Genomic DNA, 19,380 nt, shown 5'->3' with positions numbered 1-19,380 from the left:
GAGCGCATCATGGCCGATCAGTTCGACGTCATCGTCATCGGGGCCGGTCCGGGCGGCTATGTCTGCGCCATCCGCGCCGCCCAGCTCGGCATGAAGGTCGCGTGCGTGGAAAAGCGCGCGACCCTCGGCGGCACCTGCCTCAATGTGGGCTGCATCCCCTCCAAGGCGCTGCTGCAATCGTCCGAGAACTACCACGAGCTCCTGCACGGCTTCGCCCGCCACGGCGTCTCCGCCGAGAACGTGTCCTTCGATCTCGGCAAGATGATGGGCCACAAGGACGAGGTCGTCGGCGCCAACACCAAGGGCGTCGAGTTCCTGTTCAAGAAGAACAAGGTCACCTGGCTCAAGGGCGCCGCGTCGTTCAAATCCGCCAACACGATCGTGGTGGACGGCAAGGAATACGGCGCAAGACACATCGTCATCGCCACCGGAAGCGAGAGCGTGCCGCTCCCCGGCGTCGAGGTCGACGAGACGCAGATCGTCACCTCCACCGGCGCCATCGCGCTGGAGAGCGTGCCGAAGCATCTCGTGGTGATCGGCGGCGGCTATATCGGCCTCGAACTCGGCAGCGTCTGGCGCCGCCTCGGCGCCGAGGTCACCGTGGTCGAGTTCCTCGACCGGCTGGTGCCGACGATGGATGGCGAGGTCGCCACCGCCTTCCAGAAAACCCTCGGCAAGCTCGGCATGAAGTTCAAGCTCGGCACCAAGGTCACCGGTGCGGCGAAGACCGCCAAGGGCGTCACCCTCACGCTCGAACCCGCCAAGGGCGGCGCCGCCGAAACGCTGGAGGCGGATGTCGTGCTCGTCGCGATCGGCCGCCGCGCCCATACCGAAGGGCTCGGGCTCGACGCGGTGGGTGTGGCGACCGACGAGCGCGGCCGGGTGAAGACGAATGGCCACTACGCCACCAGCGTCCCCGGCATCTACGCGATCGGCGACGTCATCGCCGGGCCGATGCTCGCCCACAAGGCCGAGGAAGAGGGCGTCGCCCTCGCCGAGCTGCTGGCCGGTCAGGCGGGCCATGTGAACTACGGCGCCATCCCCGGCGTGGTCTACACCTGGCCGGAAGTCGCCTCCGTCGGCAAGACCGAGGAAGAGCTCAAAGCCGAAGGCGTCGCCTACAAGGTCGGCAAATTCCCGTTCACGGCGAATGGCCGCGCCCGCGCCATGGGCGATACCGACGGGTTCGTGAAACTCCTCTCCGACAAGACGACCGACAAGCTGCTCGGCGCCCACATCATCGGGCCGGATGCCGGCACGATCATCGCCGAGCTGGTGCTGGCGATCGAGTTCGGCGCCTCGGCCGAGGATGTCGCGCGCACCAGCCACGCCCATCCCTCGCTCAACGAGGCGGTGAAGGAAGCGGCGCTGGCGGTCGACGGGCGGGCGCTGCACATCTGACGTTCCGTCGGATGAACTAAATTTCCCGTGTCCCGATCTCCGTGCAGGAGATCGGGACATTTCGTTCCGCGTTCAGGACATCAGGGCAGATCGATGTCCAGCCAGGACAGGTGTCCGCCCTTGCCGGCCCCGGTATCCATCATGATCGCCCGCCCGCCGGCGCGTCCTTCCAGGGTCAGCGGCTGGCCGTTGGTGCTGCGCTGGTCGTGCCCGCAATACACCGTCACCCCCTCGGGAATCCGGTGCACCCAGTCGAGCACGCGCTCGGGCTTGCCCATGCCGGTCACCCGCCCGGTGGTCTGGCCGTAGAGGGCGCGGGCGAGCAGCCGGTCGCGCTTGTCCGCCATCGTCCGCGGCGGGATGAACAGCATCGCCGGATCGAACCCGCCATGCACGAATACCACCCGCCCGGCGACGAGCCAGGCCGGCGCCCGGCCGATCTCCTCGACCGCCCGCGCCGCCGTCGCCGGATCGAGCGAGGCGATCGTCGCGGCCAGCGCCTCGCCCACCTGCACGCTGTCGCCGCGCAGGGCGCGGGCGAGCTTGTAGTCGTGATTGCCGAGCAGGAAGAGGCCGCGCCCCGCATCGATCCGGCCGAACATCAGCCGCAGCGCGCCCGGCGTGTCCGGCCCGTCATCGACGAGGTCGCCGAGCTGGACGATGAAGCGCTCCGTGGCGCAGGCGGCGGCGAAGGCAGTGGAATCGCCGTGCACGTCGCCCACCACGCGGAGTTTCGCGCCGGGGGGGAGAAGCACCGTCATGCCCGCGCCGCGATCGCCGCGCGGAGATCCTCCTGCGCCGCGCGGTCGATCGGGAAGCGCCGCATGATCGCGGCGGCGGCGATCTTCAGCGCCGAGGGCACGCCGCAATACAGCAGGAGAAGAAGCGTGATCTGCATGGCGCCGTTCCGGCCGTGGGTCGAAAATCCGGCAAGCCCCAGCAGCGGAAAGGCAATCCCCGGCGCCAGCGCGTTGCCGGCCTTCTGCGCCATCGTCGCCGCGGCGAAATACAGCCCGGCCCGCCGCTCCCCGCTCGCCAGCTCGTCGACATCGACGACATCCGCCTGGATCGCCGGCGGAATGGTGAAATCCGCCCCCAGCCCGGCGCCGGTGAACAGGCTGATCACGCCGAACCAGATGAGCGGATGCGCCGTGCGCAGGATGGACGGCACGAAGGCGAAGGCCAGGCCCGAGACCGCCATCGCGATCGTCCAGGCACGGTGCTTCCCCGCCCGCACCGAGAGCGCCAGCCATAGCGGCACCGAGGCGACCCCGGCCGCGAAATAGACCAGCAGGATCGGCCCCGAGGCATCGGGCGCGTGCAGCACCTTGTCGAACACGATCAGGATCAGCGCCGCCGGCAGGCCGTTCGCCAGCCCGTTCACCGCCCAGGCGAGGATCAGCCGCCGGAACGGCGCATTGCCGCCGATCAGCCGCAGCGCGTCACCAAGCCCCGCCGGCGGCGCGGCGCCGCGCGCCGGCTTCGGGTCCGGCACGGCGATCAGCGCGAGCGCCACGGCCGGCCCCGCCAGCCCGATCGTCAGCAGCGCGAGCAGATGCGCCTGCCCGACATGCGAGGTGATGCCGAGCAGCACCGGCGCCAGCGCCGAGATCAGGATGCCGAGGATGGTGCCGCCCTCGCGCAGGCTGGTGATCCGCTGCCGCTCGGCATAATCCTCCGAAAGCTCCGCCCCCCACGCCCAGTAGGGCAGGGAGAGCGCCGTCCACCCCCAGGTCACCAGCGCGTAGAACACGAACAGCCAGAGCGCCCCCGCGCCGGCGGGCGGGAAGAACAGCCCGATCGCCCCCACCGCCGCCACCGGCATCGCCAGCGCCATGAACGGCCTGCGCCGCCCGAAGCGCGAGCGGCTGAGGTCGGAGAGCCGCCCCACCATCGGGTCGATCACCACGTCGAAGATCCGCACCGCGGTCAGCACGATGCCGACGGTCGCGAGATCCAGCCGCATCGCGCCGGCCCAGAAATCCGGCAGGATCACCAGCAGCGGCAGGCCCAGCATGGCCAGCGGCAGGGCGGGGGCGGCATAGATCAGCCGCTTCCGCCGCGTCATCCGCGCGGCCAATCAGCCCCGCGCGATCAGGAACTGGCCGACATCGGTCCACCCGGCGCGGAACCCGGCCTCGCAATAGGCGAGATAGAATTCCCAGAGCCGCTTGAACCGCCCGTCATATTGCGGCGACATCCGCGCGATCCGCGGCCAGGCGGACTGGAACGCGTCCTGCCAGCGGGCCAGCGTCTCGGCATAGTCCTGGCCGAAATGGAACGCGTCGCGGAGCGCGAAGCCGGCGCGGGCGATCTCGGCGCGCAGCCGCGTGGGCGAGGGCAGCATGCCGCCGGGAAAGACATAGCGCTGGATGAAATCGGCCTTGCGGCGGTATTCCTCGAAATACCGGTCGGCGATGGTGATCACCTGCAGCGCGGCGAGCCCGCCGGGCGCCAGCCGGTCGCGCAGGGCGGCGAAATAGGCGGGCCAGAACGGTTCGCCCACCGCCTCGAACATCTCGATCGAGGCGATGCGGTCGAAGGTTTCGGGCACGTCGCGGTAATCCTGCAGCCGGAACTCCACCTGCCCGCCCAGCCCCGCCGCCGCGATCCGCGCCCGCGCATAGGCGAGCTGCTCGCGCGAGAGGGTGATGGCGGTGACATGGGCGCCGTAGTCCCGCGCCGCGATCTCGGCGAAGCCGCCCCAGCCGCAGCCGACCTCCAGCACCCGCATCCCCGGTTCGAGGCCGAGGGCGCGGCAGAGCCGGTGATATTTCGCGTCCTGCGCGGGTTGCAGCCCGGCCTGGCCCGGCGCGAACAGGGCGGCGGAATAGGTCATGCTGGGGTCGAGCCAGGCGGCGTAGAAATCGTTGCCGAGATCGTAATGCTCGGAAATGTTGCGCCGCGCGCCGCGCCGCGTGTTGGGCCGCAGCCGGTGGGCGAGGAAGCTCGCCGCCCGCGCCCAGAGCTTGCCGCGCAGCATGTCCTCCCAGCTTTCCTCGTTTAGCGTGCCGAGGCGCAGCACGTCGATCAGGCGGGGGCTGTCCCACCAGCCATCGAGATAGGCCTCGGCGAGGCCGAGACTGCCGCCGAAGGCGAGCCTCGCGATCATCCGCGCGTCGCGCACGATCATCGTCGCGGCCGGGCCGTGCGCGGCGCCGGCGAAATGGTGCACGGAGCCGTCCGGCAGCACCACTTCCAGCGTGCCCACGCGGATCATCCGCGCGATGCCGAGGCCGAGGCGCAGCCTGCGGTCGCGCGGCAGCGGCGGGGCGGAGAGGGCGGTGGCGTCGGTCATGCGGGGTCTCCTCGGACGATCGGCGGGTGGCCGTCTTTCGGCTCGCGGTGGAAGGTCGCGCCGCGCAGCAGGGTGAGCAGCGCCTGCCAGTGGATCGCGGCGATGATCTTGAGCGGCAGCAGCGGCATGCGCAGCACCTCGCGCAGCAGCGCGGCGTCGGTGGCGGGGCGGCGGATGAGCGCCATCGAGGCGGTCAGCCGCGGCGCCGGAGCGCCGTGGACGATGCGGATCGCGAAGCGGCGCCCGGGCGGGGTGAGGGTGAACTCGTAGCCGCCCTGCATGTCGAACAGCGGCGAGACGTGCATGCGCTTGGCCGCGCGCTGGCGGATCGGCGATCCCGCCGGTGCCGGGATCAGGTAGCCGATCTGGTCGCCGAACGTGTTCTTCACCTGGTGCAGCACGGCGCCGAGCCGGCCCTCCCGGTCGTAGCAGACATAGAAGCTGATCGGGTTGAACGCATACCCGAGGATACGGGGGATGGTGATCAAACGGATGCGGGCGGCGAAGGCGGAAAGTCCGGCATCGTCCAGCGCCGCTTCCACCCAGGGGCGCAGTGCCGAGCCGTCGCGCGGGCCGTGGTCGCGGTCGTGCAGGGCGATCAGGCCGAAGCGGTTGTGGCAGAAGACGCGGCTTGCGGCGGCGAAATCGTCGATCGCGTCGAGATCGATGTCGAGCATCCAGAGCCGGTAGGCGAAGGCGCGGCGCGGCTTCACGTGGCGGACATGGCGCAGCACGCCGGCATAGATCCCGGGTGGGTTCACGGCGCCCCGTCCGCGCCCTGCCAGGATACGGGCAGGCCCATCGCCCGCGCCACCCGCGCGGCCGAGGCGATGCCGTCCTCGTGGAACCCCCAGCCGGTCCAGGCGCCGGCGAACCAGAGCCCGTCCCGCCCCTGGATCTCGCCGAGCCGTTCCTGCGCCGCCATCGCCGCCGCGTCGAACTGCGGATGGGCATAGTCGCGCACGCGCAGCACCGTCGCCGGATCGGGCTCGACCAGCGGGTTGAGGCTGACCAGCAGCGGCCGCTCCGAGCGCAGCCCCTGCAGCCGGTTCATCCAGTAGGTGACGCTGACGGCGCGGCCGTGATCGGCGGCGTCGCGGGCGAGATAGTTCCACGACGACCACACCGCCCGCCGCCGCGGCATCAGCGCCGTGTCGGTATGCAGCACGGCGCGGTTGGGCTGGAAGCGCACCGCGCCGAGGATCTCGCGCGTGGCCGGCGCGGGGTCGGCGAGCATCGCCAGCGCCTGGTCGGCATGGCAGGCGAACACCACCTCGTCGAACGTTTCTTCTCCCGCATCGGTGACGACGATGACACCCCCTTCCGCGCGCCGCACCTGCCGCACCGGCGCCGAAAGCCGCACCCGCCGGCCGAGCGTCGCCGCCACACGCTCGACATAGCGGCGCGAGCCGCCGGTCACCGTGCGCCATTGCGGCCGGTCGTTCAGCGTCAGCAGGCCGTGATTGTGGAAGAACCGGGCGAAATGCCGCGCCGGGAAGGCCCGCATCCCCTCGACCGAGGCGGACCAGATCGCCGCCCCCATCGGCAGGACGTGATCCTCGACGAAATCCCGGCCGTAGCCGTTGCGATCGAGCCAGGCGCCGAGCGATTCGTCGCCGGTCGCGTGCAGCAGCGACGGCGCCTCGCGGTTGAAGCGCATCACGTCGCGCAGCATGCGCAGGAAGCGCGGGCGGACAAGGTTGCGCCTCTGCGCGAAGAGCTGCGCCAGCGAGCCGCCGCCATATTCAAGCTCGCCCCCGCCGATCGACACGCCGAAGGACATGTCGGTGTCGTGGGTGGCGACGCCGAGTTCGCGGAAGAAGGCTTCGAGGTTCGGATAGTTGCGGTCGTTCAGCACGATGAACCCGGTATCGACCGCGATCTCCTGCGCGCCGAGCCGCACATGCTGGGTGTCGGCATGGCCGCCGAGCTGGAGCTCGGCCTCGAACAGCACGACATCCCGCCGCGCCCGCGCGAGCCAGGCCATCGCCATGCCGGCGATGCCGCCGCCGATCACGGCCAGCCGCGCGCCGCTCACGACGCCTTCCCGCTGATCGCGGCGAAGGCGGCGAGTGCGCGCTCACGCCCCTCGGCGAGGTCGACGACGGGCCGCGGATAGCTCGCCCCGAGCCGCACGCCGGCGCCGCGCAGCACGATCTCCGGCGCCTCCCACGGCGCGTGGAGGTATTTGTCCGGCAGGTTGGCGATCTCCGGCACGAAACGGCGGACATAGGCGCCGTCCGGGTCGAATTTCCGCCCCTGCAACACCGGGTTGAAGATCCGGAAATAGGGCGCCGCATCCGCCCCGCTGCCCGCCACCCATTGCCACGAGGCCGCGTTCGAGGCCGCGTCGGCATCGACGAGACAGTCATGAAACCAGCGCTCCCCCGCCTGCCAGGGCAGCAGCAGGTGCTTGACCAGGAAGGAAGCGACGATCATCCGCACCCGGTTGTGCATCCAGCCGGTCTGCCAGAGCTGGCGCATCCCGGCATCGACGATGGGCACCCCGGTCCGCCCGCGCTGCCAGGCGGCGAGGTCCGCCGCACTCTCCCGCCAGGGCATGGCGGCGAATTGCGCCTTCATCGGCCGGGTCGCGAGGTCCGGCGTGTGCCAGAGCAGATAGGCGGCGAATTCGCGCCAGATCAGCTCCTTGAGGAAGGTCTGCCGCGCCGCGTCGCGCCCCGGTGCTGCCACCGCCGCGCGCCAGACCGCGTCGATCGCGATCTCGCCCCAATGCAGGTGCGGCGACAGGCCGGAGGTGCCGGCGATCCCCGGCAGGTCGCGCTGGCGGTCGTACTCGCCGAAGCCATCGGCGAGGAAGGCGTCGAGCCGCGCCCGCGCCCCGGCCTCGCCGGGCGTCCAGCTCGCCCGCAGCCCGCCGGCCCAGTCGGGCTTCACCGGCAGAAGTCCCCAGTCGCCGAGGCGGTCGCCGCCCGGATCGCCGGCGGCGGCGAGGCGGGCCGGCGCGGGAATCGGCGGGCGCGGCGCGAAGGCATCGAAACAGGCGCGGGAGAACGGCGTATAGACGCCATACACCCCGCCGGTCCTGGTGGTGATCCGCTCCGGGCCGAACATCAGCGCCGAGCGGTGGCGGTGAAACCCGATCCCCGCTTCCTGCAACGCCGCCGCCACGCGCCGGTCGGCCTCGCGCAGCCAGGGCTCGTGCGCCCGCCCGGCATGGACGGCGACCGCGCCAATCTCGCGCGCCAGCGCCGGGACGATCGCCGCCGCATCGCCCCGCCGCAGCACCAGCCGCCCGCCGCGCGCGGTAAAATCGGCCTCAAGCGCGGCGAGCGAATGGTGCAGCCACCAGCGCGACGCCCCGCCCGTCTCCGCCGCCGGATCGAGCACGAAGACCGGCAGCACGTTTCCCTCCTCGATCGCGGCGGCGAGGGCGGGGTTGTCGGCCAGGCGCAGGTCGTTGCGCAGCCAGAGCAGCGTCGTCGCCATCACGCGGCCTTTCCGGCATGGGCGAGGGGAAAGGCATAGACCCGCTCGCGCCCGAGCAGGAACACCTGCCCGCCGCGCGGGAACAGCGCGCGGATCGGCGGCGAAGTCACCTCCAGCCCGCCGGCATAGGCGCCGAAGGCCGGCAGCAGCACGCGATGGGCATCGGCCACGAAACACGGCCGCGCCACCGAAGCGGCCCGTGTCGCGATCCGGGCCTTCGGATGGAAATGGCCGGAGAACTCGACCTGCCCGGCGGCGACCGGCCCCGCCACATGGCGGAACACGGCCCCCGCCTCCGCGTGTTCCGCAAGCCCCGCGCCCGCGTCGTGATTGCCCTCGATCCAGAGGAAGCGATGCGCCGCCTCCATCCGCGCGAGAAGCGAAGCCTCCTCCGCCGGCAGGCGGGCGCGGCCGGCCTCGTCGTGGAAACTGTCGCCGAGCGCGATCACCCGCTCCGGCGCGTAGCGGCGCAGCAGCAGCGCGAGCCGATCGAGCGTCGCCCGGCTGTCATAGGGCGGCAGCAGCCCGCCGCGCGCGGCGATCGACGAGGCCTTTTCGAGATGCAGGTCGGCGACGATCAGGGCGCGCCGGTCCGGCCAGAACACGGCGCCGGCGGGATCGAGCTGGAAGCGCCCGGCGGCGCGGTGGATCGGTGCGGCAGTCATGATGCCGGTCATTTCACAGGCGCGTGCGTTAGGCCAGAGTGTCCGTCCCCATCGCCTCGGCGACGAGGGCTTCCGCCTCGCCGAGCAGCGCCTCCTCGGCCTCGGCGCCGCCGACGCGCTCGCGGCCGATCTCGAGCAGGACGGGCACGGCGAGCGGCGAGACCCGGGGCAGGGCGCGGTGATGCACCCGCCCGCGCGCGCGGGCCAGCATGCCGGCGATGCGGGCGAGATCGACCAGCCCGTGCGCGGCATCGGCCCAGGTGGCGCGGAGGAGAATATGGCTCGGGTCATGCTTGCGGAGGACATCGTAGATCAGATCGGTATTGATGGTGATCTGTCTACGGTTCTTCTCGCCGCCCGGATGCATCCGTTCGATCAGCCCGGCGATGACCGCGACATTGCGGAAACTGCGCCGCAGCATCGAGCTGTCCGCCATCCACGCCTCGAGATCCTCGCCGAGCAGGTCCTCCTCGAACAGGCGGGCGATCCCGGTCGGCTCGCGCGCGCACCAGATGCCGAGCACGTAATCGGTCGCGACATAGCCGAGCGGCTGGAAGCCGAACCGCTCCAGCCGGCGGGTCAGCAGCATGCCCAGCGCCTGGTGCGCCTGCCGCCCCTCGAAGCAATAGGCCACGAGATACCACCGCCCGCCGCGCGGAAACGTCTCCACCAGCAGGTCGTCCGGCGCCGGCAGCGCCGAGCGCGCCGCCTGCAGGCCGAGCCATTCGCGCACCGGCGCGGGAAAGCGGTCCCAGGTGGCGGGCGTGTGCAGCATTCGCCGCACCCGGTCGGCGAGGTTGGTCGAAAGCGGCATCCGCCCGCCGGCATAGGCCGGGATCTTCGGCTCGCCCGTGCCGCCCTCGGCGCAGAGCACGCTGGTCTCCCGAATGCCGAGAAAGCGCAGCAACCGCCCGGCGAAGCGGAACGTGTCGCCCGGCGAGAGCATCGCCGCGAAATATTCCTCGACCTCGCCGAGCACGATCCCGCCGCGCCCGCCGCCGAGCCGCACCTTCAGCACCGGCGCCTCGACGATGGTGCCGATATTCATCCGCAGCCGCCGCGCCACCGCCTCGTTGCGGACATGCACCACCCCCTCGGCGTCGCGGAACAGCCGCCGATATCGCTCATAGACCGCGAGCGCGTAGCCGCCATCCTCGACGAAGCGCAGCACGTCGTCGAAATCCTTGCGCGCCAGCGCGGCATAGGGGGAAGCGGCGGTGATCTCGGCGAACAGGTCGTCGGGGTGGAAGGGCGCGGCGCAGGCGCAGCCCAGCACGTGCTGCGCCAGCACATCGAGCCCGCCCGGCCGTGGCGGATCGCCGTCGAGATCCTGCGCCGCCACCCCCTCGATCGCCGCGGCGCATTCCAGCACCTCGAAGCGGTTGGCGGGCACGAGCAGCGCGCGCGAGGCCTCGTCGAGCCGGTGATTGGCCCGCCCGAGCCGTTGCAGCAGGCGCGACACCCCCTTCGGCGCGCCGATCTGGATCACCTGGTCCACGCCCGCCCAGTCGATGCCGAGATCGAGCGACGAGGTCGCGACCACGGCGCGCAGTTTTCCGCCCGCCATCGCCGCCTCGACGCGGCGGCGCTGCTCCACCGCGAGGCTGCCGTGATGCAGCGCGATCGGCAGGGTCTCGTCGTTGTGCTTCCACAGCGCCTCGAACATCAGCTCGGCCTGGGCGCGGGTGTTGACGAACACGATCGTCATCCGCGCTTCGCGGATGCGCGCCAGCACCGCCTCCGCCGCCATCAGCCCCATATGGCCGGACCACGGCATCCGCGCCGGCCCGATCAGCATCCCGATCTCCGGCGCCGCCCCGGCCTCGCCCGTAATCAGCGCGGTCGCCCCGCCTTTGCCATCCGGCGAGATCCAGGCGCGGATCGCCTCGGGATGCGCGATCGTCGCCGACAGCCCGATCCGCACCGCCCCCGGCGCGAGTTGTGCGAGCCGGGCGAGGCAGAGCGCGAGCTGGTCGCCCCGCTTGGTCCCGGCCAGCGCGTGCACCTCGTCGATCACGATGCTCGCCAGCCCCGTGAAGCGCGACGCCGCCTCGGGATCGTAGAGCAGCAAGGCGAGGCTCTCCGGCGTGGTCAGCAAAATGTGCGGCGGCCGGGCGCGCTGCCGCGCCCGCCGGTTCGCCGGCGTGTCCCCGGTGCGGGTCTCGACGCGGATGGGCAGGCCCATCTCCGCCACCGGCGCTTCGAGATTGCGGGCGATATCGGTCGCCAGCGCCTTCAGCGGGCTGACATAGATCGTGTGCAGCCCCTCCGGCGGATCGTCCGCCAGCGCGATCAGGCTGGGCAGGAACCCTGCCAGCGTCTTGCCCCCGCCGGTGGGGGCGATCAGCAGCGCGTTTTTTCCCCGCCGCGCCGCGTCCAGCACGGCGAGCTGGTGCGGCCGCGGCGTCCAGCCGCGCGCGGCGAACCAGTCGGCGAAACGGTGGGGCAGGGCGGTCACGCGCCAGACATGGCAGACTTGGCGAAACCTGCAATCCGCCCCCATCTTCCCGCCATGCCTCCGCATCCCGAAACCTGGCTGCACCCTCGCCCCGAAGGGCTCCATTGCGTGCCGGGCGACTTCTTCATCGACCCCACCCGCGCCGTCGATCGCGCGGTGATCACCCATGGCCATGCCGACCATGCCCGGCCGGGCCATCGCCATGTGCTGGCCAGCGCCGAGACGCTTGCGATCATGCGGGTGCGGATGGGCGAGGCGCGGGCCGGCGCGGCGCAGCAGGCGGCCGCACCGGGCGAGATCGTCCGCATCAACGGCGTCGGCGTCTCCCTCATCCCCGCCGGCCATGTCCTCGGCTCCTGCCAGGTGGTGCTGGACTATGAAGGCAGCCGCGCCGTGGTCTCGGGCGACTACAAGCGCCGGCGCGATCCCACCTGCGCGCCCTTCGTCCCGGTGAATTGCGACGTGTTCGTGACGGAGGCGACGTTCGGCCTGCCGGTCTTCCGCCATCCGGACGCCGCGGCGGAAATCGCGAAACTGCTCCACTCCATGACGATCTTCCCCACCCGCGCCCATCTCGTCGGCGCCTACGGTCTCGGCAAGGCGCAGCGGCTGATCGCCCTGCTGCGCGAAGCCGGATACGACGCTCCGATCTACCTCCACGGCGCCCTGCAAAAACTCTGCGACCTCTACGAAACCCTCGGCGTGCCCCTGGGCGATCTCCGCCCCGCCACGGTCGCCGACAAGGACGCGCTGAAAGGCGCCATCGTCCTCGCCCCGCCCTCCGCGGTGGCGGATCGCTGGGCGCGGCGGCTGGATGATCCGGTGGTCGCCGTCGCCTCGGGCTGGATGCGGGTGCGCCAGCGCGCCAAGGCCTCCGGCGTCGAACTGCCGCTCGTCATCTCCGACCATGCCGACTGGGGCGAACTGCTCGCCACGGTGGAGGATGTCGCCGCCCCGGAAATCTGGGTCACCCACGGCGCCGAGGCGGCCCTGCTGCGCCAGCTCTCGCTGATGGGCCGGCGCGGCCGCGCGCTCAGCCTGATCGGCTATGGCGACGAGGCGGAGCAGGAATGAAACCCTTCGCCGATCTGCTGGAACGCCTGCTCTACACCACCGGGCGCAACGCCAAGATCGCGCTCCTCGCCGATTACTTCGCCCACCGCCCCGATCCCGAGCGCGGCTACGCGCTCGCCGCCATCGCCGGCGCGCTCGACTTTCCCGGCGCGAAACCCGCCGTGCTGCGCGAGCTGGCCGCCGCCCGCACCGATCCCGAGCTGTTCGCGCTCTCCTACGATTTCGTCGGCGACCTCGCCGAGACCATCGCCCTGCTCTGGCCGCCGGCCGCGCGCCCGGCGCCGCCCGGCCTGCCCGATCTCGTCGCCGCCCTGCGCGCGGCGCCGCGCGCCGAAATCCCGGCGCTGATCGAAGGCTGGCTCGATGCGAGCGACGTCTCGACGCGGATCGCCCTGATCAAGCTGATCACCGGAGGCCTGCGCGTCGGCGCCTCGCTGCGGCTGGCGAAACTCGCCCTGGCCCGGCAATTCGCCGTCGAGGCCGACGAGATCGAGGAAGTCTGGCACGGGCTGGAGGCGCCCTACACCGCGCTGTTCGACTGGCTGGAAGGCCGCGCCCCGCGCCCCGCGCCCGGTGCGGCCCCCGTCTTCCGCCCGCCGATGCTGGCCCACCCGATCGAGGCGGCCGACCTCGCGACACTCGACTGGTCCGCCCATCGCGCCGAATGGAAATGGGACGGCATCCGCGTCCAGCTCGTGTCCACCCCCGGCGGCAGCCGGCTCTATTCGCGCGGCGCGGAAGACATCTCCGCCGCCTTCCCCGAAATCGTCGCGGCGATGGATTTCCACGCCGTGCTCGATGGCGAGCTGCTGGTCATCCGCGATGGCGCGGTCGCCCCCTTCGCCGATCTCCAGCAGCGCCTCAACCGCAAGAGCGTCCCGGCGAAACTCCGCGCCGCCAACCCGGTCGGCGTGCGGCTGTATGACATGCTGTTCGAGGGCGAAACCGACCTCCGGGGCCTGCCCTTCGATGCCCGCCGCGCCCGGCTCGAAGCCTGGTTCGCCCGCACCGCCCCGGCGCGGATGGACCTTTCGGAGCTGATCCCTTTCGCCGCGGCCGAGGATCTCGCCGCCCTGCGCGCCGGCGCCCGCGATGCCGCGATCGAGGGGCTGATGCTCAAGCGCGCCGACAGCCCCTATCTCGCCGGCCGCCCCAAGGGCCATTGGTGGAAATGGAAGCGCGACCCGCTCAGCCTCGACTGCGTGCTGATGTATGCCCAGCGCGGCCACGGCAAGCGCTCCTCCTATTATTCCGACTACACGTTCGGCGTCTGGACGGCGGAGGGCGCGCTGGTGCCGGTCGGCAAGGCCTATTCCGGCTATACCGATGCCGAGCTGCAACGGCTCGACCGCTGGATCCGCGCCCACACGGTCGCGAGCTACGGCCCGGTGCGCGAGGTGGAGAAGGCGATCGTGCTGGAAGTGGGGTTCGACGCGGCGCAGCGCTCGACCCGCCACAAATCCGGCATCGCGCTGCGCTTTCCGCGCATCCTGCGCATCCGCGAGGACAAGCCGGCCGCTGAGGCGGACACGCTGGAGACCGCGCGTTTGCTCCTGCCCGGCTAGTCCGGGCCGCTTGAGAGCGGCAGCTTCACTGATCCGTGCCGCCTGCGAGCGGCCCGAGCGCCGCCTGGATGCCGAATTCGCCGGGCAGCGCCCCATGCGGGAACAGCACGTTGACATGGCCGAGCTTGCGCCCCGGCCGCGCGGCGGTCTTGCCGTAGTGATGCGGGATCAGCCCCACCGTCGCCACGATCCGCGGCCAGAGGGCGATGTCCTCCGGCCCGACCAGGTTCTTCATCACCGCGTCGGAATGGCGGATCGCCGGCGGCAGCGGCAGGCCGGCGACGGCGCGGATATGCAGCTCGAACTGGCTGGCCGGGCAGGCATCGATCGTCCAGTGTCCGGAATTATGCGGTCGCGGCGCGATCTCGTTGGCCAGCACCCTGCCGTCGCGGTCGATGAAGAACTCCACCGCGAGCAGCCCGACCAGGCCGATCCGCTCGGCCACGAGGCGCGCCATCTCCCGCGCCGTCTCCCGCACCGCGGGGTCGAACGGGGCCGGGGCCAGGGTGAGGTCGAGGATATGGTCGCGATGCCGGTTCTCGACCATGTCGAAGGCGCTGACCGTCCCATCCGCCCCGCGCGCGACGACGACCGACCCCTCCGCCGCGAAATCGACGAAGCCTTCCAGGATCAGCGGCTTCGGATGCAGCAGGCCGAAGGCCATCTCCGCCTCCGCCTCGGTGCGGATCAGCGCCTGGCCCTTGCCGTCATAGCCGAGGCGGGTGGTCTTGAGCACGGCGGGCAGGCCGATCGCGGCGATGGCGGCGGTCAGCTCCGCCATGCTGCTCACCGGCGCCCAGGGCGCGGTGCCGATGCCGGCCTCGTTGAGGAAGCTCTTCTCCGCGATCCGGTCCTGGCTGATCCGCAGGATTTCCGGCCCCGGCCGCACCGGGCGGCGATCGGCCAGCAGGTCGAGCCCCTCGGCGGAGACGTTCTCGAACTCGAAGGTGATCACGTCCACCGCATCGGCGAAGCGCAGCAGGGCGGCGTTGTCGTCGTAATCCGCCCGGGTCGTCGCCGCCGCGACCTGCGAGGCCGGGGCGTCGGGTTCCGGAGAAAAGATATGGCAGCGATAGCCGAGCCGGGCTGCCGCCATGGCGGACATGCGGCCGAGCTGGCCGCCGCCGACGATGCCGATCGTGGCGTTGGGGGGAAGCGGAAAACCGGTCATTCTGTGGGCAGGTCCTCGGGCAGGTCGGGCACGTTGTCGGTCTGGGCGCGGCGCCAGGCGTCGAGCCTGGCCTCGATGGCCTTGTCGGTCACCGCCAGCATGGCGGCGGCGAAGAGGGCGGCGTTGATCGCCCCGGCCTTGCCGATCGCGAAGGTGGCGACCGGCACGCCGCCGGGCATCTGCACGATGGAATGCAGGCTGTCCACCCCTTTCAGCGCCGCGCTCTCCACCGGCACGCCGAGCACCGGCACCGGGGTGAGGGCGGCGACCATGCCGGGCAGGTGCGCGGCCCCGCCGGCGCCGGCGATGATCGCGGCCAGCCCGCGCCCGCGTGCGGCATGGGCATACTCGACCATGCGCAGCGGCGTGCGGTGGGCGGAGACGACGCGGGCCTCGAAGGGGATGCCGAGTGCTTCCAGCGTGTTGGCGGCGTGGCGCATGGTCGGCCAGTCCGACCGGCTGCCCATGATGATCCCGATGCGCGGCGTCACGCGATGCTGTCCGGGATCAGGCGGCTTTCGAGGCGGAGGATCTGGTCGCGCAGCAGCAGCTTGCGCTTCTTGAGCCGCTGGATCTGCAGCTGGTCGATCGTCGGCTGGTCGCCCAGCCGGGCGATCACGGAATCGAGGTCCCGGTGCTCGCTGCGCAGGCCATGCAGCTGGCGGAGCAGATTATCCTTGTCGGTCAGCATGGTCGGCTTCTAGCACAGGCGCGGGAGGCTGGCCTATCCCGGATTTGCCGCAACCGCCCCGCGCCGGGGCGAATTTCGGCGGGATGACTTTTGTAAAAGTCTGATGACAACCGCCGCGTGCAGGACTAGATTCGCTTCAGGCGCCCGCTCCGGGCACCGGAAGGCGGGCGCCGCAACGATCCACACTCGGAAAGGAGTCGAGGATGAGCCTGCAAGCGAGACTTGAATCCCTCAAGCAGCGTCACGCCGGCCTGGAAATGCGGATCACGGAGGAGGACCGGCGGCCGCGACCGGATGAGGACAATCTCGCCCGACTCAAACTGGAGAAACTTCGTCTCAAGGAAGAGATGGAGCGAATTCAGGCGCGCTGAGGCGCGCGGCAGTCCGGAAACCGGCGGCAGGACGCCGCCGCGCCGATGAAGATCATCTGAACATCATCGCCCGGGCCGGGATCTCCGGTCCGGGTTCGTCGTCCCGGGATCAGGCCGCCTCGTCGCCGCTCTCGGGCACGGGCGGGGGCGGCACCGGCTCGCCGTCGCGCTCGGCGCGGGCATTGGCGGCGGAGACCACGTCGTTCAGGTCGGACTGCTTGCAGAGGCCGAGGATCACCGGGTCGCGCGGCTTGATGTTGGCGCTGTTCCAGTGCGAGCGGTCGCGCACCTTCTGGATCGTGTCCTTGGTGGTGCCGAGCAGCTTGACGATCTGCGCGTCCTGCACCTGCGGGTAGTTGCGCAGCATGAAGGCGATGGCGTCCGGCCGGTCGATCCGCTTGGCGACGGGGGTGTAGCGCGCGCCCTTGGTGCGGCGGCCGCCGGGGATGGCGGCGTCGAGCATCTTGAGGCGGGCCTTGGGGTCGGCCTCGCAGCGGCGGATTTCCTCGGCGGTGGTCTGCTTGTTGGCGATCGGGTCGTAGCCGACGATGCCCTGCGCCACCTCGCCATCGGCGATCGCCTGCACCTCGAGCGGATGCATGCCGCAGAAATCGGCGATCTGCTCGAAGCTCAAGGCGGTCTTTTCGATCAGCCACACGGCGGTGGCCTTCGGCATCAGGGGCAGCGTCATCATCATACCTCAGAGAGAGAGCGGCGGTCGGCCGGACGGGCGCGGCGGACACGCCGTCTTAATATTGCCGTGCATATGGTGCAGAGATATTGCCCGGGTCAAGCCACGGGCGGAGAAATGCCGCATTGCGCCCCGGTGCCGGCCGGAAACGGGACTTGCGTTTGCGGGCGCGAGAGTAAAGATGACAGACATGATCGATCCGTTCGGCCGCGCCATCACCTATCTCCGCATCTCGGTCACCGACCGGTGCGATTTCCGCTGCGTCTACTGCATGGCGGAGGACATGACCTTCCTGCCGAAGGCGGACCTGCTCTCGCTCGAGGAGCTGGAGCGGCTGGCGGGCGCCTTCGTCGATCTCGGCGTGCGCAAGCTGCGGCTGACCGGCGGCGAGCCGCTGGTCCGGCGCGGGGTGATGGCGCTGATCAACCGGCTGGGCCAGCGGATCGGCCAGGGGCTCGACGAGCTGACCCTGACCACCAATGGCAGCCAGCTCGGCCGCTTCGCCGACGAGCTGGTCGCGGCCGGGGTGAAGCGGGTGAACGTCTCGATCGACACGCTGGACGAGGAGAAATTCCGCACGATCACCCGCTGGGGCCGGCTGCCGCAGGTGATCGACGGCGTGATGGCGGCGAAGGCGGCGGGGCTGCGGGTGAAGGTCAACGCCGTGGCGCTGAAGGGCGTGAACGAGGACGAGTTCGACGCCATGCTGGACTGGTGCGGCCGGCACGGCTTCGATTTCTGCCTGATCGAGACGATGCCGCTCGGCGAGGTGGACCAGGACCGGACCGACCAGTACCTGCCGCTCTCCACCGTGCGCCAGCGCCTCGCCGCGCGCTGGACGCTGACGCCGACCGACTACGTGACCGGCGGGCCGGCGCGGTATTTCGACGTCGCCGAGACCGGCACGAGGCTCGGCTTCATCACCCCGCTCACGCATAATTTCTGCGAGGGCTGCAACCGGGTGCGGCTGACCTGCACCGGCACGCTCTACATGTGCCTCGGCCAGGACGACGCGGCGGACCTGCGCGCCGTGCTGCGCGGCTCGGACGATGACGCGGTGCTGCGCCAGGCGATCCTCGATGCGATCGCGCGCAAGCCGAAAGGGCATGATTTCGTGATCGACCGCGCCGGGCAGGCGCCGGCGGTGGCCCGGCACATGAGCGTGACCGGCGGATAGGCCGGGGGCCTTCGCCGGGCGCGGTGGGACGGTTTCATCCTGTTCTTGAGTCACGAGAAATAAATTTGACAATCGATATGATCGTGGATAGAGATCTTCGGAAATAGAACTCGGTCAAAATAATAAAAATTCCTTAAGAACTGCATGTTTTCAGTCTGGTCATAAGAATTGGTGGCCTTCGTTCGGCCTGTATTTGGGCAGGTCTAAGCTGAATCGCCTGGGCATCGGGGAATGGGGCTCACATCTTTCTATCTGTTCTTCGATGGCATGATACTGGTCGGCGGCACCCTGCTGCTGGCCACGGGAATGCTGTCCGGCTGCGCCACGCTGAAATGGTGGAGCCTGAGCTATTTCACCGTGGCGGCCGGGATTGCGACGGTGGTTTTCGGGCACGCGGCCTGGCCCTGGCTCGGCTACGGGTTGGGGCCGGGGCTGAATCTCGCCGGGTTCGGCGTCATGTGGGCGGGGGCGCGGCGGCTGAGGGGGCGGCGCGCGGCGCCCTGGCAGGTGCTGCTGCCCGGCGTCGTCTGGTTGGCGGTCAGCGCGGTGCTGCCCTTCGGCGACGCGCCGTGGCTGCGGATGGTGACGCAGACGCTGTTCATCGAGGCGATTTTCGGACTGATCCTGGCCGAGATCCTGCGGGCGCCGGTCCGCGCGCTGGCGCGGCTTCCGCTGGCGGGGGCGACGTTCGGGCATGCGATCTTCGTTCTCGTGCGCGCGGTCGCCCTGCTGTTCTACGGCAGCCCGGCGGTGTACCGCTTCTGGCTCTACGGCACGGCGATCGAGGGCATGCTGTTCATGTTCTGCGACGCGCTGCTGATCAGCCATCTGGTCCGCTCGTGGCGCGAACACGACCTGCACGACGTCGCGCGCACCGATTTCCTGACCGGCGTGCTGAACCGCCGCGGCTTTACCGCACGCGCGGAGCGCTGCCTGCGGGAGGCGCCTTGCATGCTGCTGGTGCTGGATATCGACGGGTTCAAGGGAATCAACGACACGCTCGGCCATGGCGAGGGCGACCGGCTGCTGCGCGAGCTTGGCCGGATCTGCGTGGAGAGCGTGCGGGAAGGCGACGTGGTCGGGCGGCTGGGGGGCGACGAATTCGCGATCCTGATCGTCGGCGGCTCGGCGGAGGTCGCGGCGGCGATCGCGCAGCGGATCCGCCTTGCCTTCGCGCAGACGCGGGTCGCGCGCGGGCTGGCCGCCGCGGTCAGCATCGGGATCAGCGGTGCCGGGGCCGGCGGCGCCACGCTCGACGACCTGCTGGTGCAGGCGGATATGCGGCTGTACCGGGCGAAGGACGAGCGGCCGGCATTGGGACCGGCCATGCTCCGGGCCGGCTGAACGCTCCATTCTCATTTTGAAATC

18 protein-coding genes are annotated in these 19,380 nt (G+C 70.7%); 6 read left to right on the top strand and 12 right to left on the bottom strand.

What is annotated here, in order from left to right:
- The first annotated feature begins 9 nt into the window (after window positions 1-9).
- The gene (gene lpdA, locus ACRY_RS10530; protein ID WP_011942378.1) at window positions 10-1,401 is read left to right on the top strand and encodes a dihydrolipoyl dehydrogenase; all 1,392 of its coding nucleotides are present in this window, start codon (window positions 10-12) and stop codon (window positions 1,399-1,401) included.
- A gap of 80 nt (window positions 1,402-1,481) precedes the next feature.
- On the opposite strand, the gene ACRY_RS10525 is transcribed toward lpdA, so the two are convergent.
- Genes ACRY_RS10525 through ACRY_RS10490 form a run of 8 tightly spaced genes read right to left on the bottom strand, consistent with a single transcriptional unit; the run spans window position 1,482 to window position 11,317 of the window.
- Window positions 1,482-2,162, bottom strand: a complete 681-nt coding sequence (locus ACRY_RS10525) for a metallophosphoesterase (RefSeq protein WP_011942377.1) — start codon at window positions 2,160-2,162, stop codon at window positions 1,482-1,484.
- Window positions 2,159-3,469 (bottom strand): MFS transporter, encoded by a 1,311-nt coding sequence (locus ACRY_RS10520; protein ID WP_011942376.1) that lies wholly within the window; start codon window positions 3,467-3,469, stop codon window positions 2,159-2,161. The genes ACRY_RS10525 and ACRY_RS10520 overlap by 4 nt, the downstream gene beginning before the upstream one ends.
- 12 nt (window positions 3,470-3,481) lie before the next feature.
- Window positions 3,482-4,699: an SAM-dependent methyltransferase gene (locus ACRY_RS10515; protein WP_011942375.1), complete on the bottom strand. Its 1,218-nt coding sequence runs from the start codon at window positions 4,697-4,699 to the stop codon at window positions 3,482-3,484.
- On the bottom strand, window positions 4,696-5,460 hold the full coding sequence (locus ACRY_RS10510) for a DUF1365 domain-containing protein (protein ID WP_011942374.1): 765 nt from the start codon (window positions 5,458-5,460) through the stop codon (window positions 4,696-4,698). The genes ACRY_RS10515 and ACRY_RS10510 overlap by 4 nt, the downstream gene beginning before the upstream one ends.
- Window positions 5,457-6,737 carry an NAD(P)/FAD-dependent oxidoreductase gene (locus tag ACRY_RS10505; protein ID WP_011942373.1) on the bottom strand — a complete coding sequence of 427 codons (1,281 nt, stop codon included), beginning with the start codon at window positions 6,735-6,737 and terminating at the stop codon, window positions 5,457-5,459. The genes ACRY_RS10510 and ACRY_RS10505 overlap by 4 nt, the downstream gene beginning before the upstream one ends.
- Window positions 6,734-8,149: a cryptochrome/photolyase family protein gene (locus ACRY_RS10500; RefSeq protein WP_011942372.1), complete on the bottom strand. Its 1,416-nt coding sequence runs from the start codon at window positions 8,147-8,149 to the stop codon at window positions 6,734-6,736. The genes ACRY_RS10505 and ACRY_RS10500 overlap by 4 nt, the downstream gene beginning before the upstream one ends.
- Entirely contained in the window at window positions 8,149-8,814 is a 666-nt protein-coding gene (gene pdeM / locus ACRY_RS10495; protein WP_231295240.1) for a ligase-associated DNA damage response endonuclease PdeM, read from the bottom strand. Before pdeM ends, ACRY_RS10500 begins: the two co-directional genes overlap by 1 nt.
- Window positions 8,815-8,842: 28 nt before the next feature.
- A complete protein-coding gene (locus ACRY_RS10490) occupies window positions 8,843-11,317 on the bottom strand; it encodes a ligase-associated DNA damage response DEXH box helicase (protein WP_050751143.1) in 2,475 nt (824 codons plus the stop codon).
- Between ACRY_RS10490 and ACRY_RS10485 the strand changes: the two genes are divergently transcribed.
- Window positions 11,282-12,346, top strand: coding sequence for a ligase-associated DNA damage response exonuclease (locus tag ACRY_RS10485; protein WP_011942369.1), 1,065 nt, complete (start codon window positions 11,282-11,284; stop codon window positions 12,344-12,346). The genes ACRY_RS10490 and ACRY_RS10485 overlap by 36 nt on opposite strands.
- Window positions 12,343-13,911, top strand: a complete 1,569-nt coding sequence (locus ACRY_RS10480) for a cisplatin damage response ATP-dependent DNA ligase (protein ID WP_011942368.1) — start codon at window positions 12,343-12,345, stop codon at window positions 13,909-13,911. Before ACRY_RS10485 ends, ACRY_RS10480 begins: the two co-directional genes overlap by 4 nt.
- A gap of 25 nt (window positions 13,912-13,936) precedes the next feature.
- Here ACRY_RS10480 and ACRY_RS10475 read toward each other — a convergent pair whose 3' ends face one another.
- The 3 genes from ACRY_RS10475 to ACRY_RS10465 are packed head-to-tail and all read right to left on the bottom strand — an operon-like array spanning window position 13,937 to window position 15,773.
- Entirely contained in the window at window positions 13,937-15,082 is a 1,146-nt protein-coding gene (locus ACRY_RS10475; RefSeq protein ID WP_011942367.1) for a 5-(carboxyamino)imidazole ribonucleotide synthase, read from the bottom strand.
- Window positions 15,079-15,549, bottom strand: coding sequence for a 5-(carboxyamino)imidazole ribonucleotide mutase (purE, locus tag ACRY_RS10470; RefSeq protein ID WP_011942366.1), 471 nt, complete (start codon window positions 15,547-15,549; stop codon window positions 15,079-15,081). The genes ACRY_RS10475 and purE overlap by 4 nt, the downstream gene beginning before the upstream one ends.
- Window positions 15,550-15,569: 20 nt before the next feature.
- The gene (locus tag ACRY_RS10465; protein ID WP_007422935.1) at window positions 15,570-15,773 is read right to left on the bottom strand and encodes a YdcH family protein; all 204 of its coding nucleotides are present in this window, start codon (window positions 15,771-15,773) and stop codon (window positions 15,570-15,572) included.
- A 203-nt stretch (window positions 15,774-15,976) separates the two neighbouring features.
- On the opposite strand from ACRY_RS10465, the gene ACRY_RS19120 reads away from it, so the two are divergent.
- A complete protein-coding gene (locus tag ACRY_RS19120) occupies window positions 15,977-16,144 on the top strand; it encodes a YdcH family protein (RefSeq protein WP_007422936.1) in 168 nt (55 codons plus the stop codon).
- A gap of 109 nt (window positions 16,145-16,253) precedes the next feature.
- Here the strand turns inward: ACRY_RS19120 and ACRY_RS10460 are convergent, their stop codons facing one another.
- Complete coding sequence (locus tag ACRY_RS10460; RefSeq protein WP_035188529.1) at window positions 16,254-16,838, bottom strand: DUF1013 domain-containing protein; 585 nt, start codon at window positions 16,836-16,838, stop codon at window positions 16,254-16,256.
- 187 nt (window positions 16,839-17,025) lie between these two features.
- Between ACRY_RS10460 and moaA the strand changes: the two genes are divergently transcribed.
- Together moaA and ACRY_RS10450 are read left to right on the top strand one after the other, a co-directional pair.
- A complete protein-coding gene (gene moaA, locus ACRY_RS10455; protein WP_043509327.1) occupies window positions 17,026-18,012 on the top strand; it encodes a GTP 3',8-cyclase MoaA in 987 nt (328 codons plus the stop codon).
- Between the two features lie 231 nt (window positions 18,013-18,243).
- Complete coding sequence (locus ACRY_RS10450) at window positions 18,244-19,356, top strand: sensor domain-containing diguanylate cyclase (protein WP_007422939.1); 1,113 nt, start codon at window positions 18,244-18,246, stop codon at window positions 19,354-19,356.
- Window positions 19,357-19,380 lie beyond the last annotated feature (24 nt).

The organism is Acidiphilium cryptum JF-5 (assembly GCF_000016725.1).
In the GTDB taxonomy this organism is placed as follows: domain Bacteria; phylum Pseudomonadota; class Alphaproteobacteria; order Acetobacterales; family Acetobacteraceae; genus Acidiphilium; species Acidiphilium multivorum.
Note: the sequence above shows the minus strand (reverse complement) of the source record. Positions and strands in the feature narration are given on the sequence as shown.

Bases quoted from the DNA above. Each gene is read 5' to 3' on its own strand.
- lpdA (WP_011942378.1), top strand. From the start codon at position 10: ATGGCCGATCAGTTCGACGTCATCGTCATCGGGGCCGGTCCGGGCGGC.
- ACRY_RS10525 (WP_011942377.1), bottom strand. From the start codon at position 2,162: ATGACGGTGCTTCTCCCCCCCGGCGCGAAACTCCGCGTGGTGGGCGAC.
- ACRY_RS10520 (WP_011942376.1), bottom strand. From the start codon at position 3,469: ATGACGCGGCGGAAGCGGCTGATCTATGCCGCCCCCGCCCTGCCGCTG.
- ACRY_RS10515 (WP_011942375.1), bottom strand. From the start codon at position 4,699: ATGACCGACGCCACCGCCCTCTCCGCCCCGCCGCTGCCGCGCGACCGC.
- ACRY_RS10500 (WP_011942372.1), bottom strand. From the start codon at position 8,149: ATGGCGACGACGCTGCTCTGGCTGCGCAACGACCTGCGCCTGGCCGAC.
- pdeM (WP_231295240.1), bottom strand. From the start codon at position 8,814: ATGACTGCCGCACCGATCCACCGCGCCGCCGGGCGCTTCCAGCTCGAT.
- ACRY_RS10485 (WP_011942369.1), top strand. From the start codon at position 11,282: ATGGCAGACTTGGCGAAACCTGCAATCCGCCCCCATCTTCCCGCCATG.
- ACRY_RS10490 (WP_050751143.1), bottom strand. From the start codon at position 11,317: ATGGGGGCGGATTGCAGGTTTCGCCAAGTCTGCCATGTCTGGCGCGTG.
- ACRY_RS10480 (WP_011942368.1), top strand. From the start codon at position 12,343: ATGAAACCCTTCGCCGATCTGCTGGAACGCCTGCTCTACACCACCGGG.
- ACRY_RS10475 (WP_011942367.1), bottom strand. From the start codon at position 15,082: ATGACCGGTTTTCCGCTTCCCCCCAACGCCACGATCGGCATCGTCGGC.
- purE (WP_011942366.1), bottom strand. From the start codon at position 15,549: ATGGGCAGCCGGTCGGACTGGCCGACCATGCGCCACGCCGCCAACACG.
- ACRY_RS10465 (WP_007422935.1), bottom strand. From the start codon at position 15,773: ATGCTGACCGACAAGGATAATCTGCTCCGCCAGCTGCATGGCCTGCGC.
- ACRY_RS19120 (WP_007422936.1), top strand. From the start codon at position 15,977: ATGAGCCTGCAAGCGAGACTTGAATCCCTCAAGCAGCGTCACGCCGGC.
- ACRY_RS10460 (WP_035188529.1), bottom strand. From the start codon at position 16,838: ATGATGACGCTGCCCCTGATGCCGAAGGCCACCGCCGTGTGGCTGATC.
- moaA (WP_043509327.1), top strand. From the start codon at position 17,026: ATGATCGATCCGTTCGGCCGCGCCATCACCTATCTCCGCATCTCGGTC.
- ACRY_RS10450 (WP_007422939.1), top strand. From the start codon at position 18,244: ATGGGGCTCACATCTTTCTATCTGTTCTTCGATGGCATGATACTGGTC.